Below are 13,464 nucleotides of genomic sequence, written 5' to 3'. Positions count from 1 at the left end.
CGGCCCACGGCCGATCCTCTCCTTCGCACGAGCCCCGCACCGTCGTACGGTGCGGGGCTCGCGCCATGTACGGTCGGACGCGGACGGCTCCCGGGGGGAGTGGTGCGCACGGACGGGGGAAGAGGACGGATCATGTCGCGAGTGCCAGGGTGGCTCGGCCGGCTCGGTGCCGGACTGACCGAGATGAGCGAGCGGTACAACGAACGCCGTGCCGCGGCCGAACGGGAGCAGGACGACGCCGAGTCCGTCCCCCGGGCCGACGAGTACGTGCCGCCGCCCCCCGACTACGCCCCCGACGTCCCGGCCCGGCCCGATCCGGCGCTCGCGGTGCCGTGGGGGGTGCGGGTCGCGGCGGAGGCCGGCTGGCGGCTGCTCGTCCTCGCGGGCACGCTCTGGGTGCTGATGCGGGTCATCAGCGCCGTCCAGCTGGTGGTGCTCTCGTTCGTCATCGCGCTGCTCATCACGGCCATGCTGCAGCCGACGGTGGCGCGGCTGCGGCGCCACGGGGTGCCGCGCGGACCGGCCACCGCGCTGACGGCGATCCTCGGGTTCGTCGTCATGGGCCTCATCGGCTGGTTCGTGACCTGGCAGGTCATGGAGAACATCGACGACCTGTCGGGCCAGATCCAGGACGGCATCGACGAGTTGCGGAACTGGCTGCTGAACAGCCCCTTCCACGTCACCGACAAGCAGATCAACGAGATCGCCAAGAACCTGCGGGAGGCGGTCGGGGCGAACACCGACCAGATCACCTCCGCCGGCCTCGAAGGCGTCACGGTCGTCGTCGAGGCGCTGACCGGCATCCTGCTCGCCGTGTTCTGCACGCTGTTCCTGCTCTACGACGGCAAGCGCATCTGGGAGTGGACGCTGAGGCTGGTGCCGGCGGCGGCGCGCCCGGGCATGGCCGGGGCCGGGCCGGCGGCGTGGCGGACACTGACGGCGTACGTGCGGGGCACCGTGATCGTCGCGCTGATCGACGCGATCTTCATCGGGCTCGGGATCTACTTCCTCGACGTGCCGATGGCCGTGCCGCTGGCGGTGTTCATCTTCCTGTTCGCGTTCATCCCGCTGGTGGGTGCGGTGGTCTCCGGGGCGCTCGCGGTGGTCGTCGCGCTGGTCACGCAGGGCGTGTTCACGGCCGTGATGACGCTGGTGGTGGTGCTGGCGGTGCAGCAGATCGAGGGGCACATCCTGCAGCCGTTCATCCTGGGCCGGGCGGTGCGGGTGCACCCGCTGGCGGTGGTGCTGGCGGTGGCCTGCGGCGGCATGGTGGCCGGGATCGGGGGCGCGGTGGTCGCCGTGCCGCTGGTGGCCGTGACGAACACCGTCGCCGGATACCTGCGGGCGTACTCGCGGAAGGCCGCCGTGCGGCACGCGGTGCCGCCGCGCGGGGCCACGGCGGTGAGCGCCGACCCGGCCCCCGAGGCGCCGCGGGAGTAGCCCGCACGACGAACAGGGCCCCGTCCACCGGTGGGTGAACGGGGCCCTGTCACGACGGGCGTACAGCCGGGGGTTACTCGGCCAGGACCGCCTCGGCGTCCAGCGTCACGCCGACCGCCTGGATCACGGACGCGATCTTGAACGCCTCCTGGACGACCTCACGGTCGATGCCCGCCTTGCGGAGCACCTGCTCGTGCGAGTCGAGGCACATGCCGCAGCCGTTGATGGCCGAGACGGCGAAGGACCACAGCTCGAAGTCGACCTTGTCGACGCCCGGGTTGCCGATGACGTTCATCCGCAGGCCCGCGCGCAGGGTGCCGTACTCGTGGTCCGACAGCAGGTGCCGCGTGCGGTAGAAGACGTTGTTCATCGCCATCACCGCGGCGGCGGCCTTGGCCGCCGTGTAGGCCTCGGGCGACAGGTTCGCCTTCGCCTCGGGCTCCAGCTCGCGCAGCACGATCGGGGAGCGCGAGGCGATGGCGGTCGCCAGCACGGTGCCCCACAGCTGCTGGGCCGGCAGGTCCGAGTTGCCGATGACCGAACCCAGGTTGAGCTTCAGGTCCTTGGCGTAGTCCGGTATGCGGGACTTCAGGGAGTCGAGGGACATGCCTCACTCACCGGCCAGCAGCTTGACCGGGTCCAGGGTCTCGTCGCCCTTGGACCAGTTGCAGGGGCACAGCTCGTCCGTCTGGAGCGCGTCCAGGACCCGCAGGACCTCCTTGGGGTTCCGGCCGACGGAGCCGGCGGTCACCATGGAGAACTGGATCTCGTTGTTCTGGTCCACGATGAAGACCGCGCGCTTGGCGAAGCCGTCCTCGCCCTCGATGCCCAGCTCGCGCATCAGCTCGTGCTTGGAGTCGGCCATCATCGGGAAGGGCAGGTCACGCAGGTCGTCGTGGTCCTTGCGCCAGGCGTGGTGGACGAACTCGGAGTCGCCGGAGAAGCCGAGGACCTGGGCGTCGCGGTCGGCGAACTCGTCGTTCAGCTTGCCGAAGGCGGCGATCTCGGTCGGGCACACGAAGGTGAAGTCCTTGGGCCACGCGAAGATGACCTTCCACTGACCCTCGTAGGTCTTGTGGTTGATCTGCTGGAACTCCTTGCCCTTCTCCAGCGAGACGCAGGCGGTCAGGTCGAACTCGGGGAACTTGTCACCGACAGTGAGCACACGCTCTCCTTGCAGCGAAGAAACACCCGGATTGCGGGCGTTTCCCATGGGTTGGACGGTGTTGATGTTGGCACAGCGTCGATTGATTACGGAAATAGCTACACTCGGTCGGGTTGATCGGAGGTAGTTATCAGTGACGGTGGGTAGTAAGCGCAGGCAGCCCAGCCTCGCGCAGCTGAGGGCGTTCGCGGCCGTCGCCGAGCACCTTCATTTCCGGGACGCGGCCGGAGCGATCGGCATGAGCCAGCCCGCCCTGTCGGGCGCGGTCTCGGCGCTGGAGGAGACACTCGGAGTGACGCTCCTCGAGCGTACGACGCGCAAGGTGCTGCTCTCGCCCGAGGGCGAGCGGATCGCCGTACGGGCCAAGGCGGTCCTGGCCGAGGTGGGCGCGCTGATGGAGGAGGCCGAGGCGGTCCGGGCGCCCTTCACCGGCGTGCTGCGCCTGGGGGTGATCCCGACGGTGGCGCCCTATCTGCTGCCGACCGTGCTGCGGCTCGTCCACGAGCGCTACCCGCACCTGGATCTGCAGGTGCACGAGGAGCAGACGGCCAACCTGCTCGACGGCCTCGCCGGGGGGCGGCTCGACCTGCTGCTGCTCGCCGTGCCGCTGGGCGTGCCGGGGATGGTCGAACTTCCGCTGTTCGACGAGGACTTCGTGCTCGTCACGCCGCTCGACCACCGGCTGGGCGGCCGCGAGGGCATCCCGCGCGAGGCACTGCGCGAGCTGAACCTGCTGCTCCTGGACGAGGGGCACTGCCTGCGCGACCAGGCCCTGGACATCTGCCGGGAGGCCGGCCGCGACGACGTGCCCGTCACCACGACCGCCGCCGGGCTGTCCACGCTGGTGCAGCTGGTGGCGGGCGGGCTCGGGGTCACGCTGCTGCCCCGCACGGCCGTCAAGGTCGAGACCTCGCGCAGCAACCAGCTCCTCACCGGCTACTTCGCCGATCCGGCCCCCACCCGCCGGGTCGCCCTGGCGATGCGGGCGGGGGCCGCCCGCGCCGCGGAGTACGAGGAACTGTCCGCCGCCCTCCGCCAGGCCCTGCGGCCACTGCCCGTGCGGGTCCTGGACCGGGACGCCTGACGCCGCCCCGGTCCGTCCGCGGGGCCTACTCGGTGCGCAGCCCGTCCGGTCGCATCAGTTTCAGCAGCGGCGGCAGGCTCAGCAGTGTCACCACCAGGACGACGCCCGCGCCGATCCCGGTCATCGACAGCACACTCGGCCAGTCCACCCGCACGGAAGCGTTCACCATCCGCAGCAGGACCGCGCCCAGGGTCATGCCGACCGTCGCGGCCAGCAGCAGGCCGAGCCCGATCGGGACCGCCGTCTGCCACAGCACCGACAGGCCGAGGGTGCGGCGCCGGGTGCCGAAGGCCACCAGCGCGGACAGCAGCTTGCGGCGTTCGCGCAACTGCTCCAGCTGCGAGACCAGCAGGCTCGCCCCGATCAGCGCCAGTACGGCCGCCGCGCCGACGAACAGGCCGGTGCGGATGGTGGCGTAGCGTTCGTTGCGCTCCACGGCGTGCCAGACGACGGGGTCGACCGTGGGGTCGATGCGGGCCGCCGTGTTGCGCACGTACTCGTAGGCGTCCGGTTCGCTCGGGGAGAGGCTCAGGTAGAGCTCGTCGCGGGCGAGGGAGGCGAGCCGGGCGGAGTCGGCGCCCGGTGTGATCAGGATGCCGCCGCGTTCGGTGCCGGTCGGGTCCTCGCGGGACTCGGCCTGCCGGATGCCCTGCGGCACGGTCCAGGAGAACTGCTTGCCGGGCCGGTCCACGTCCGTGCCGTCCAGCCACAGCGTCTTGCCCGGCTTGCCCATCCTGTTCGTGTAGGTGTCGTACTCGGCGCCGCGGACGGCGAAGACGTCACCGTCGCGGCAGGAGGGCAGGGTGGCCACCTCGCGCAGCGAGGCGCAGTCGCCGAGGGTGACCTGGACGATGGCCTCCGCGTCGGCGCCCCGGCCGGAGAGGTACGTCTCCGACAGCGCGGTGACCTTGCGGACGCCCTCGGTCGCGCGGAACTTCTCGGCGGCGGAGGCGGCGTCGAGGCGGTCGGGCACCCGCACCTGCATCTGGGCGCGGGAGACGTCGTACCGCGAGGCGGCGGTGTAGTCGCCCTCCACCCCCGCGAACAGCATCTGGAGCGCGATCGCCCCGGCCACCGCCACCGCGATGCCGTTGACCATGCGGGCCGCCGCGCCACTGCTCAACTGGAGCCTGCGCACGGCCAGCTGCCAGGCGACCCCGCCCGAGCCGAGCCGGGCCACGACCGTCTCGACGACCCACGGCAGCAGGGCCGTGACGCCGACGAGCAGCAGCATCACGCCGCCGACCACGAGGTACTGGTTGAAGGTCCTCTCGTCGTCGCCCTGCCCGATCATCGGGGCGAGCATCGCGAGCCCGCCCAGCGGCAGCAGCAGCCGCCACCACAGCCGGCGGCGCGCCGGCCTGGCCGTGCGCACCACGCCGAGCGGCTCGATGACGACGCCGCGCAGCGCGAACAGGGTCACCAGCACCGCGGCCGTCGGCACCGCCAGCGCGACCAGCGCGGCCAGCAGGGGAGAGGGGTTCAGATAGCTCGGGAAGACGCTGACGTGGAACACGTCGATGGAGGCGGCGAGTTCCCGACCGAGCAGGAAGAAGCCGGTGCCCAGGACGAGTCCCAGCACGGAGCCGGCCAGTGCCTCGCCGGCGGCGATCCGCCGGGTCATCCGGCCGTCGGAGCCGACCAGTCGCAGGGCCGCGAGCCTGCGGTCGCGCCGTTCGCCGCCGAACCGCACGGCCGCCGCGATGAACACCGCGACCGGCATCAGCAGCACCACGAAGACGACCAGGACCAGCAGGAGCAGCACCGGGTCCCAGGGGTCGGGCGACCCCAGGTCCGGGTTGCCGAAGCTGTCGATCCGGGCGCCCGCGGTGCCGGAGCCGAGCCGGTCGGCCAGCTCCTTGCCGCCCGCGTAGAAGGCGAGTTCCTGGGAGCCGATGAGCCCCTGCTCGCCGATGGTGCCGGTGATCCGGTAGGGCAGCCGCTCCCGCAGCAGCTTCCCGTCGCCGGACGCGAGCAGTTCCTTCAGCGCAGGGGAGACGACCATGGTGCCGTCGGCCGGGAACTCCGAGAGCCCCGGCGGCAACGGGGCCTTCGGGCCCTCCCGCTCCAGCAGGCGTCCGCGCACGTCCTGGTCGCGGAACGTGGTGTCCGCGTCCAGCACGACCAGCGTGTCGTCGGCCTCGGGGATCTTCTGCTGGCTCAGGGTGTGGTCGCTGCGGGCCTCCTCGCGCCGGTCCCGTTCCGTCAGCGCGTTCGGCAGGGCGGTGGTGAGCAGCAGCAGCGCCACACCCAGCCCCACGCCGACGGCCGTGAGCAGCGCCCGGGTCCAGCCCTCGCGCCCGCCCGCGAGGGCGAACCGCACCCCCATGGCCAGGTCCCGTGTCCACTGCCGGACGCTCATACGACGCGCTCCATGTCCCGCGACCTGCCGTCCCGTACGACGATCTCGCGGTCGGAGTACGCGGCCACCCGGGCCTCGTGCGTGACGAGCACGACGGCCGTGCTGGCCGACCGGGCGGCGTCCGTGAGCAGTTCCATCACGCGCTCGCCGTTGAAGGAGTCGAGCGCCCCGGTCGGCTCGTCCGCGAAGACCACCCGGGGGTTGGTCACCAGCGCCCGGGCGACGGCGACCCGCTGCCCCTGGCCGCCGGAGACCTCGCCCGGCCGCTTGCCGCGCAGGTCGTCGACCTCCAGCCGCTCCATCCACGCCAGGGCGGCCCGCTCGGCCTCCTTGCGGGGGGAGCCGTTCAGCCGCAGCGGCAGGGCCACGTTCTCCACGCAGGTCAGCTCGGGCACGAGCTGGCCGAACTGGAACACGAAGCCGAACTCCGAGCGCCGCAGCGCGCTGCGCTCGGCGTCGCTCATGGAGGTGACCTCGCGCCCGTCGTAGACGATCGAGCCCGAGTCGGGCGGGACGATCCCGGCGAGGCAGTGCAGCAGGGTCGACTTGCCCGAACCGGACGGGCCCATCACGGCGACGACCTCGCCCGGGTGGATGGAGAACTCGGCGCCGTCGAGCGCGGTGGTCGGCCCGTACACCTTGCGCAGGTCCTGGGCGGTGAGCAGCGAACCAGCGGGAATCGTCACCGGGCCACCGCCTCGCGCAGCTTGTCCAGGCGCGCCGCGGTCAGCTCCAGCCAGCGCAGGTCCGCCTCCAGGTGGAACAGCGCGTGGTCGCAGATGAGCTGGTCGGCGAGGTCGCCCTTGCGCTTGCGGTCGGTGAGGATGCGCATGCTGCGCAGGTGTTCCGAACGCTGGGTGTCGAGGATGTCGGAGGCGTCGCGGTGGGTGAGCAGCGCGAGGACGACCTTGGTGTAGAGGGTCGACTGCAGGTACGGCTCCGGCTTCTCCGGCGTGGCGAGCCAGCGCTCGACGTCGGTGATGCCGGCCTCGGTGATGGCGTACCGCTTGCGCTCGGGACCGCCGCCCGCCTCGATGCCGTCGACCTCGACGAGCCCGTGCTTCAGCAGGCGGGACATCGTCGAGTAGACCTGGCCGTAGTGGAGCGGCCGGTCGTGACCGAACTTCTCGTCGAAGGCCCGCTTCAGGTCGTAACCGTGCCGTGGACCGGACTCAAGGAGCCCCAGGAGAGTGTGACCGATGGACATGAGCAGGACTGTACACGGGGTGTATACCCGCTATGTATACGCCGAGTGTCTAGATCATGGCGGGGTGTGGGGGAGTGCAGGTCGCGAGGCCTTGTCACGGTTCCGTAACAGCCCCGGCGCCCCTCAGGCCTGTGGCGGCCCGGCGGTGGAGCCGCCCTGGGGGCCGGGCGGCCGGCCCCGCCGGGGCAGCGGCCCGGTCTCCCGCGGCAGCCGCCCCGCCTCGGCCAGGGCCCTGCGCAGCAGGAACTCGATCTGCGCGTTCGCCGACCGCAGCTCGTCCCCGGCCCACCGGGCCAGCGCCTCGTACACCGCCGGGTCGAGCCGCAGCAGCACCTGCTTGCGCTGCTGCGGCCGCCGCGGGGAGGGGGAACCCTCGGAAGGAGCCGTCACTGGTAGAGCGTCCCGGCGTTGAGAACGGGCTGCGGGGCGCGGTCGCCGCACAGCACCACCATCAGGTTGGAGACCATCGCGGCCTTGCGCTCCTCGTCGAGCGTGACGAGGTCCTGCTCGGTGATCCGGGCGAGCGCCGACTCGACCATGCCCACGGCGCCCTCCACGATCTGCCGCCGGGCCGCGACCACCGCTCCGGCCTGCTGCCGCTGGAGCATCGCCGAGGCGATCTCGGGGGCGTAGGCGAGGTGCGTGAAGCGGGACTCGATGATCTGCACGCCGGCCGCCTCCACGCGCGCGTGCAGTTCGACCGCGAGCTTCTCGGTGATCTCCTCGGCGTTGCCGCGCAGCGAGAGGCCGTCCTCCTCGTGGGCGTCGTAGGGGTACTCGATGGCGATGTGGCGCACCGCCGCCTCGGTCTGCGTGGAGACGAACTCGATGTAGTCGTCCACCTCGAACGTCGCCTGGGCGGTGTCCTCGACGCGCCACACCACGACCGCGGCCAGCTCGATCGGATTGCCGTAGGCGTCGTTGACCTTCAGCACGGCCGTCTCGTGGTTGCGCACGCGGGTCGAGATCTTCGTGCGCGAGGTGAAGGGGTTCACCCAGCGCAGGCCGTCCTGCCGGATCGTCCCCCGGTACCGGCCGAAGAGCTGGACGACGCGGGCCTCGCCCGGCGCCACCATGTTCAGCCCGCACATGGCGAGGAAGGCGGCCAGCGCGACCAGGATGCCGCCGATGATCAGGGCGGCCTTCGCGCCGGTGGCGGCCACCGCCGTGGCCGCCGCGATCAGCCCGGCGCCGGCCAGCAGTCCGAGCAGGCCCAGCAGCAGGGCGAGCCCGCCGCCGATGCTGTGCGCGGCGAACTCGCGCACGCGTGGCGCCGGCATCTCGGGCACATCGGCGGTGACCTGTGCGTCGTGTGTGGTCATGGGTGTCCCCCGGTTCCTCTGAGAAGCCACGCTTGCCTAGCTTCTGTCTAGCTAAGTGATATCACTTTACCCCGCGGTGGCAACCTGACACGTGTCTCGTACGTCGGTTCCGTTGGGATGGGTGCTGATTGTCACGTCCGCAAGGACCCGGATCGACAGCCCTTTCTCATATCTCCCGGTGTTAGCTTTCTGAGCTGACCTGAGCGGCGAACCTGTGTGACATGTGAGCACACATGAGCGAAGCGGAGCGGATCGGACCGATGGGACGAGCGGAAGAAAGACGCGCCCGACAGCGCGGTGGGCGCCGGGCGGCACCCAAGCGCCGCCGTTCGTCGGGCGCTGCCGGGAAGAGCGGCATACGCAGGCTCTTCACCTGGAAGAAGATCCTCGGCACCTTCCTCGGCCTGTGCCTGCTCGGGATGGGCGCCTTCATCGTGCTGTACATGGTGATCGACATCCCCGAGGGCAACGCCGACGCCAAGCGCCAGAGCAACATCTACAAGTACAGCGACGGCTCGATCATGGCCCGCGACGGCAAGGTCAACCGGGAGGTCGTCGACCTGTCCCGGGTCTCCAAGGACGTCCGCCTGACCTTCGTCGCCGCCGAGAACAAGACCTTCTACAAGGACGCCGGCGTCGACCTCAAGGGCACCGCCCGCGGCCTGTTCAACACCCTGGCGGGGCGCGGCGCGCAGGGTGGTTCGACGATCACCCAGCAGTACGTCAAGAACTACTACCTGACGCAGGAACAGACCGTCTCGCGCAAGCTGAAGGAGCTGGTCATCTCCCTGAAGCTGGACCGGGAGAAGTCCAAGGACCACATCCTCGCCGGCTACATCAACACCAGCTACTACGGCCGCAACGCCTACGGCATCCAGGCCGCCGCCCAGGCCTACTACCGCACCGACGCCGAGAAGCTCGACGTCGCGCAGGGCGCCTACCTCGCCGCGCTGCTCCAGGCCCCCAGCCAGTACGACTGGGCCGTCGCCTCGGAGACCGGCAGGAAGCTGGTGAAGGCCCGCTGGAACTACGTCCTGGACAACATGGTCGACGAGGGCTGGCTGAGCCGGTCGGAGCGGGACGGGATGGAGTTCCCGGTGCCCGAGGAGCCCAAGCCCGTCCCCGGCATGGAGGGCCAGAAGGGCTACCTGGTCAACGCGGCGAACGCGGCGCTGGAGCGGCAGCTCGTCGCCGCCGGCACCGCCGGCAGCGCCAAGGAGGCCGAGGCGATGGTGAACGCCGGCGGCTGGACCGTCACGCTCAACATCGACAAGAAGAAGCAGACGGCCCTGGAGAAGTCGGTCCGGCGGCAGCTCACCAGCAAGCTCGACCCCGACAGGCGCAAGGTCGACGCGGACGTCCAGGCCGGTGCCGTGTCCGTGAACCCCAGGACGGGCGCGGTCGTCGCGATGTACGGGGGCACGGACTACTTCAAGCACTACGTGAACAACGCCACCCGCTCCGACTACCAGCCCGCCTCCACCTTCAAGCCGGTCATCCTGGCCGCCGCCCTGGAGGAGCGGGCCGAGACGCAGGACGGCAAGCCGATCACCGCGAGCACGGTCTACGACGGCACCAGCAAGCGCCCGGTCGTCGACAACGGCAGCAGGGTCGGCTTCGCGCCGGAGAACGAGGACGACGCCGACTACGGCCCGATCTCCGTCCAGACGGCCATGAACAAGTCCGTCAACTCCGTCTTCGCGCAGATGGGCGTCGACGTCGGCATGCCCGAGGTCGTCGAGGTCGCCGGCAAGCTCGGCATGGACACCGAGAACATGGAGGCCGTGCCCGCCCAGACCCTCGGCAGCATGGGCGCCAGCCCGCTGGAGATGGCCGGGGTCTACGCCACGCTCGACAACCACGGCAAGAAGGTCACCCCGGCCCTCGTGAAGTCGGCCGAGCACCTGAACAGGACCGTGACCATGCCCGACGCCGTCGGCGAGCAGGTCATCAGCCGCGAGGCCGCCGACACGGTGACCTCGGTGCTGACCGGAGTGGTCGACGACGGCACCGCCCGGGCGTCCGTGCGCGACAACCCCCTGCGCGACGGCCAGCAGGTCGCCGGCAAGACGGGCACGTCCGACAACAACAAGTCGGCCTGGTTCGTCGGCTACACGCCGGACCTGGTCACCTCGGTGGGCCTGTTCGGCGAGGACAACAAGCCGCCGTACCGGCAGGTCCCGATGTACAAGGCCGGCGGCCAGCCCCGGGTCAACGGCGGTGGCTTCCCGGCGCAGATCTGGGCGGCGTACACCTTCGGTGTGATGGACGAGGTCAGCAGGTTCGACCTGGAGACCCGGCAGGGCGCGGCCGTCGAGCCGACCCGGACGCCGACTCCGTCCCAGTCGCCCACGAAGGAGCCGACGCAGGAGCCGACCACCGAGGAGCCGTCCTCCTCGCCGCCGCCGACCACGCAGGAGCCGTCCACCACCCCGCCGACGAAACCGTCGACGACACCGCCCACCTCCACCCCGCCGACGAAGCCGTCGACGACCCCGCCGGACGACGGCGGTGGCCCGCTCGACCCGGTCGAGCCGGACGAGGACGAGTAGGACGCGCGAAGGGCGCCCGGTGCACACCGGGCGCCCTTCGCGCGTCACACGTCCCCGCGGCTCAGCCGCGGTTGAGCTCGAACCACACCACCTTGCCCGTGCTGAGCCGGGTCGCCCCCCAGCGCCGGGCCAGGCGGTTCACCAGGTACAGCCCCCGGCCGCCCTCGTCGGTGGCACGGGCCTGCCGCAGCCGCGGCAACTGGGGCACGTCGTCGCCCACTTCGCAGCGCAGCACGTCCGTGCGCAGCAACCGCAGGGTCACCGGCCTCGACGCGTACCGCACGGCGTTCGTCACGACCTCGCTGACCAGCAGCTCCACGGAGTCGCTGAGTTCCTCCAGGCCCCAGCGCTGCAGCGCGCGACGGGCCAGCCGGCGGGCCCGGCCGGGAGCGGCGTCCTCCGGCTCCAGGAACCAGTACGCCACGTCACTCGGCGCGATCCCGTCGAACCGGGCGGCGAGCAGCGCGATGTCGTCGTCCCGGTCGCCCGGGCCGAGCATGTCGAGCACCTCGTCACACAGCGCCTCCAGGGGCGGCGGATGGTCCGGCCCGGTGAGCTGCGCGGTCGCGGCGAGCTTCTCCCGCAGCTGCTCGATGCCGGTCCACACGTCCCGCAGGCGCGACTCGACCAGGCCGTCGGTGTACAGCAGCAGGGTCGCCCCGGCGGGCGCGTCCAGCTCCACCGCCTCGAAGTCGACGCCGCCGACTCCGATGGGGGCACCGGCCGGCACGCGCAGCACCTCGGCACGCCCGCCCAGGTGGAGCAGGACGGGCGGCGGGTGACCGGCGTTGGCGATGGTGATGCGGTGCGCTACCGGGTCGTAGACCGCGTAGAGGCAGGTCGCCATGCGGTCCACGCCGAGGCGCTGGGCCTGTTCGTCGAGGTGGTGCAGGACCTCCTGCGGCGGCAGGTCGAGCCCGGCGAGCGTCTGCGCCGTGGTGCGCAGCTGGCCCATGATGGCGGCCGACGTCATGGAGCGGCCCATCACGTCGCCGACGACCAGGGCGACGCGGCTGCCCGGCAGCGGGATCGCGTCGTACCAGTCGCCGCCGACCCGGGCGGTCTCCGCGGCCGGCAGGTAGCGGGAGGCGAGCCGCACACCCGTCGGGCGGGGCAGCGTCTCGGGCAGCATGGTGCGCTGCAGCTCGTCCGCGATGTAGGCCTCGCGGCCGTACAGCACGGCCTTGTCGATGCCGAGGGCGCTGTGCGTGGCCAGCTGTGCGGCCACCAGCAGGTCGTCCGGCTCGAAGGCGATGCGCTCGGGGCGGCGCAGGAACAGGGCGGCACCGATCACGCGGCGCCGGCCGCGCAGCGGCGCCAGGATCGCGCGCTGCCCGTCCGGCACGGCGAACTCGCCACCCTCACCGAGCAGTTCCGGCAGGGCGGCGCGAGCCGCCGGGGCGTCCGTGAAGACCGGGCGCACCCCGCGCAGGACCTCGGCGAGCGCGCTGCCGGGCCGGACCTCGCACAGCTCGGCGCCGACCGAGTCCAGCTCGTTCGGCTCGGGCTGCGCGGCCGGCAGGAAGCCGTTCTCGGTGTCGCGCTCCGCCGGTATCCGGTCGGTGCGGCGCAGCCGCAGCACCAGCGGGCCGGTGGGCCGCTCGTCGCCGACGGGCAGCGGGTCGCGCAGATAGACCAGGATCGCGTCGGAGAAGGTCGGCACGGTCGCCCGGCACAGCCCCATCACGATCTCGTCGAGGTCGATGCCGCGGGCGATCCGCCGCGTGGCCGCGCCGACGAACCGCAGCCGGTCGCCGTCCCGCCGCATCGGCGTGGGCCGGCCGGGCGGCAGACTCTGGCCGCTGCGGCGCTCGGGGCCCTCGGCGTGCGCGGCATGCCGGTCCTGTTCGTCGGCCGGCTGGAGCGGAATGCCCTCGGGGGCGGGGCGCGGCCGAGGGGTGTCGCGCTCGGCGGTCTGCTCGGCACCCGGCTGGGAGTGCTCGGAGGCGGGGTCGCTCACGGTGTCCTTGCCCTTGCCGAACGGCGTGGAGGTGCCCGGCTGAGACGTGCCCGGCGGAGTGTGGGCCGTCGTGACCGGAACGGTGACGTCGCCGCCGCAGCGGCCCTGGACCGGTAAGGCGCCGGCGCCCGGCGCACGGGCCGGTGCCGGGGTGTGCACGAGCGCCCCGCGGGGGTCCGCGGGGTCGACGCCCTGCTGGGGGCGTTCGAAGGAGGTCGGCTGCTCCGTCACGCGTGTCGAATCCATCCGTCCGGGGCTGCACGCCAGGTGTGCAGCTTCTCCCGCCGAAACTCCGATACCCGGAATACGTGCCCCAGGAACGGAATTCCCGCGTGGTCAGAGGTTGTTCCTGTGCCACCGGCGGGCCGCCCG

The 13,464-nt window shown here is 71.8% G+C and carries 11 protein-coding genes; 3 read left to right on the top strand and 8 right to left on the bottom strand.

The genetic code is table 11. From position 1 onward, the window contains the following. Positions 1-132 precede the first annotated feature (132 nt). Complete coding sequence (locus tag ACPXCS_RS12470) at positions 133-1,440, top strand: AI-2E family transporter (protein WP_425946607.1); 1,308 nt, start codon at positions 133-135, stop codon at positions 1,438-1,440. A 73-nt stretch (positions 1,441-1,513) separates the two neighbouring features. On the opposite strand, the gene ACPXCS_RS12465 is transcribed toward ACPXCS_RS12470, so the two are convergent. Continuing rightward, positions 1,514-2,047 carry an alkyl hydroperoxide reductase gene (locus tag ACPXCS_RS12465; RefSeq protein ID WP_383324390.1) on the bottom strand — a complete coding sequence of 178 codons (534 nt, stop codon included), beginning with the start codon at positions 2,045-2,047 and terminating at the stop codon, positions 1,514-1,516. A gap of 3 nt (positions 2,048-2,050) precedes the next feature. After that, complete coding sequence (locus tag ACPXCS_RS12460) at positions 2,051-2,605, bottom strand: peroxiredoxin (protein WP_425946606.1); 555 nt, start codon at positions 2,603-2,605, stop codon at positions 2,051-2,053. Positions 2,606-2,744: 139 nt separating this feature from the next. On the opposite strand from ACPXCS_RS12460, the gene ACPXCS_RS12455 reads away from it, so the two are divergent. After that, positions 2,745-3,689, top strand: a complete 945-nt coding sequence (locus ACPXCS_RS12455; RefSeq protein WP_425946714.1) for a LysR substrate-binding domain-containing protein — start codon at positions 2,745-2,747, stop codon at positions 3,687-3,689. 25 nt (positions 3,690-3,714) lie between these two features. Here the strand turns inward: ACPXCS_RS12455 and ACPXCS_RS12450 are convergent, their stop codons facing one another. The 5 genes from ACPXCS_RS12450 to ACPXCS_RS12430 all read right to left on the bottom strand — a co-directional run bounded on the left by ACPXCS_RS12450 (position 3,715) and on the right by ACPXCS_RS12430 (position 8,580). Continuing rightward, complete coding sequence (locus tag ACPXCS_RS12450) at positions 3,715-6,051, bottom strand: ABC transporter permease (RefSeq protein WP_425946605.1); 2,337 nt, start codon at positions 6,049-6,051, stop codon at positions 3,715-3,717. Then, positions 6,048-6,737, bottom strand: a complete 690-nt coding sequence (locus tag ACPXCS_RS12445) for an ABC transporter ATP-binding protein (protein WP_425946604.1) — start codon at positions 6,735-6,737, stop codon at positions 6,048-6,050. The genes ACPXCS_RS12450 and ACPXCS_RS12445 overlap by 4 nt, the downstream gene beginning before the upstream one ends. Further along, complete coding sequence (locus tag ACPXCS_RS12440; protein WP_425946603.1) at positions 6,734-7,258, bottom strand: PadR family transcriptional regulator; 525 nt, start codon at positions 7,256-7,258, stop codon at positions 6,734-6,736. Before ACPXCS_RS12440 ends, ACPXCS_RS12445 begins: the two co-directional genes overlap by 4 nt. A 123-nt stretch (positions 7,259-7,381) precedes the next feature. Then, on the bottom strand, positions 7,382-7,648 hold the full coding sequence (locus tag ACPXCS_RS12435; RefSeq protein ID WP_425946602.1) for a hypothetical protein: 267 nt from the start codon (positions 7,646-7,648) through the stop codon (positions 7,382-7,384). Next, positions 7,645-8,580 (bottom strand): SPFH domain-containing protein, encoded by a 936-nt coding sequence (locus ACPXCS_RS12430; protein WP_425946601.1) that lies wholly within the window; start codon positions 8,578-8,580, stop codon positions 7,645-7,647. Before ACPXCS_RS12430 ends, ACPXCS_RS12435 begins: the two co-directional genes overlap by 4 nt. A gap of 260 nt (positions 8,581-8,840) precedes the next feature. On the opposite strand from ACPXCS_RS12430, the gene ACPXCS_RS12425 reads away from it, so the two are divergent. Beyond that, entirely contained in the window at positions 8,841-11,132 is a 2,292-nt protein-coding gene (locus ACPXCS_RS12425; protein WP_425970960.1) for a transglycosylase domain-containing protein, read from the top strand. 61 nt (positions 11,133-11,193) lie between these two features. Here ACPXCS_RS12425 and ACPXCS_RS12420 read toward each other — a convergent pair whose 3' ends face one another. After that, complete coding sequence (locus tag ACPXCS_RS12420) at positions 11,194-13,338, bottom strand: SpoIIE family protein phosphatase (RefSeq protein ID WP_425970958.1); 2,145 nt, start codon at positions 13,336-13,338, stop codon at positions 11,194-11,196. Positions 13,339-13,464 lie beyond the last annotated feature (126 nt).

Source organism: Streptomyces sp. DT190 (assembly GCF_049846985.1).
Lineage (GTDB): Bacteria > Actinomycetota > Actinomycetes > Streptomycetales > Streptomycetaceae > Streptomyces.
This window is presented reverse-complemented; position numbering and strand designations above follow the sequence as displayed.

Excerpts from the sequence above, each read along its gene's own strand:
- ACPXCS_RS12470 (WP_425946607.1), top strand. The coding sequence starts at position 133 with ATGTCGCGAGTGCCAGGGTGGCTCGGCCGGCTCGGTGCCGGACTGACC.
- ACPXCS_RS12465 (WP_383324390.1), bottom strand. The coding sequence starts at position 2,047 with ATGTCCCTCGACTCCCTGAAGTCCCGCATACCGGACTACGCCAAGGAC.
- ACPXCS_RS12450 (WP_425946605.1), bottom strand. The coding sequence starts at position 6,051 with ATGAGCGTCCGGCAGTGGACACGGGACCTGGCCATGGGGGTGCGGTTC.
- ACPXCS_RS12440 (WP_425946603.1), bottom strand. The coding sequence starts at position 7,258 with ATGTCCATCGGTCACACTCTCCTGGGGCTCCTTGAGTCCGGTCCACGG.
- ACPXCS_RS12430 (WP_425946601.1), bottom strand. The coding sequence starts at position 8,580 with ATGACCACACACGACGCACAGGTCACCGCCGATGTGCCCGAGATGCCG.
- ACPXCS_RS12425 (WP_425970960.1), top strand. The coding sequence starts at position 8,841 with ATGGGACGAGCGGAAGAAAGACGCGCCCGACAGCGCGGTGGGCGCCGG.
- ACPXCS_RS12420 (WP_425970958.1), bottom strand. The coding sequence starts at position 13,338 with ATGGATTCGACACGCGTGACGGAGCAGCCGACCTCCTTCGAACGCCCC.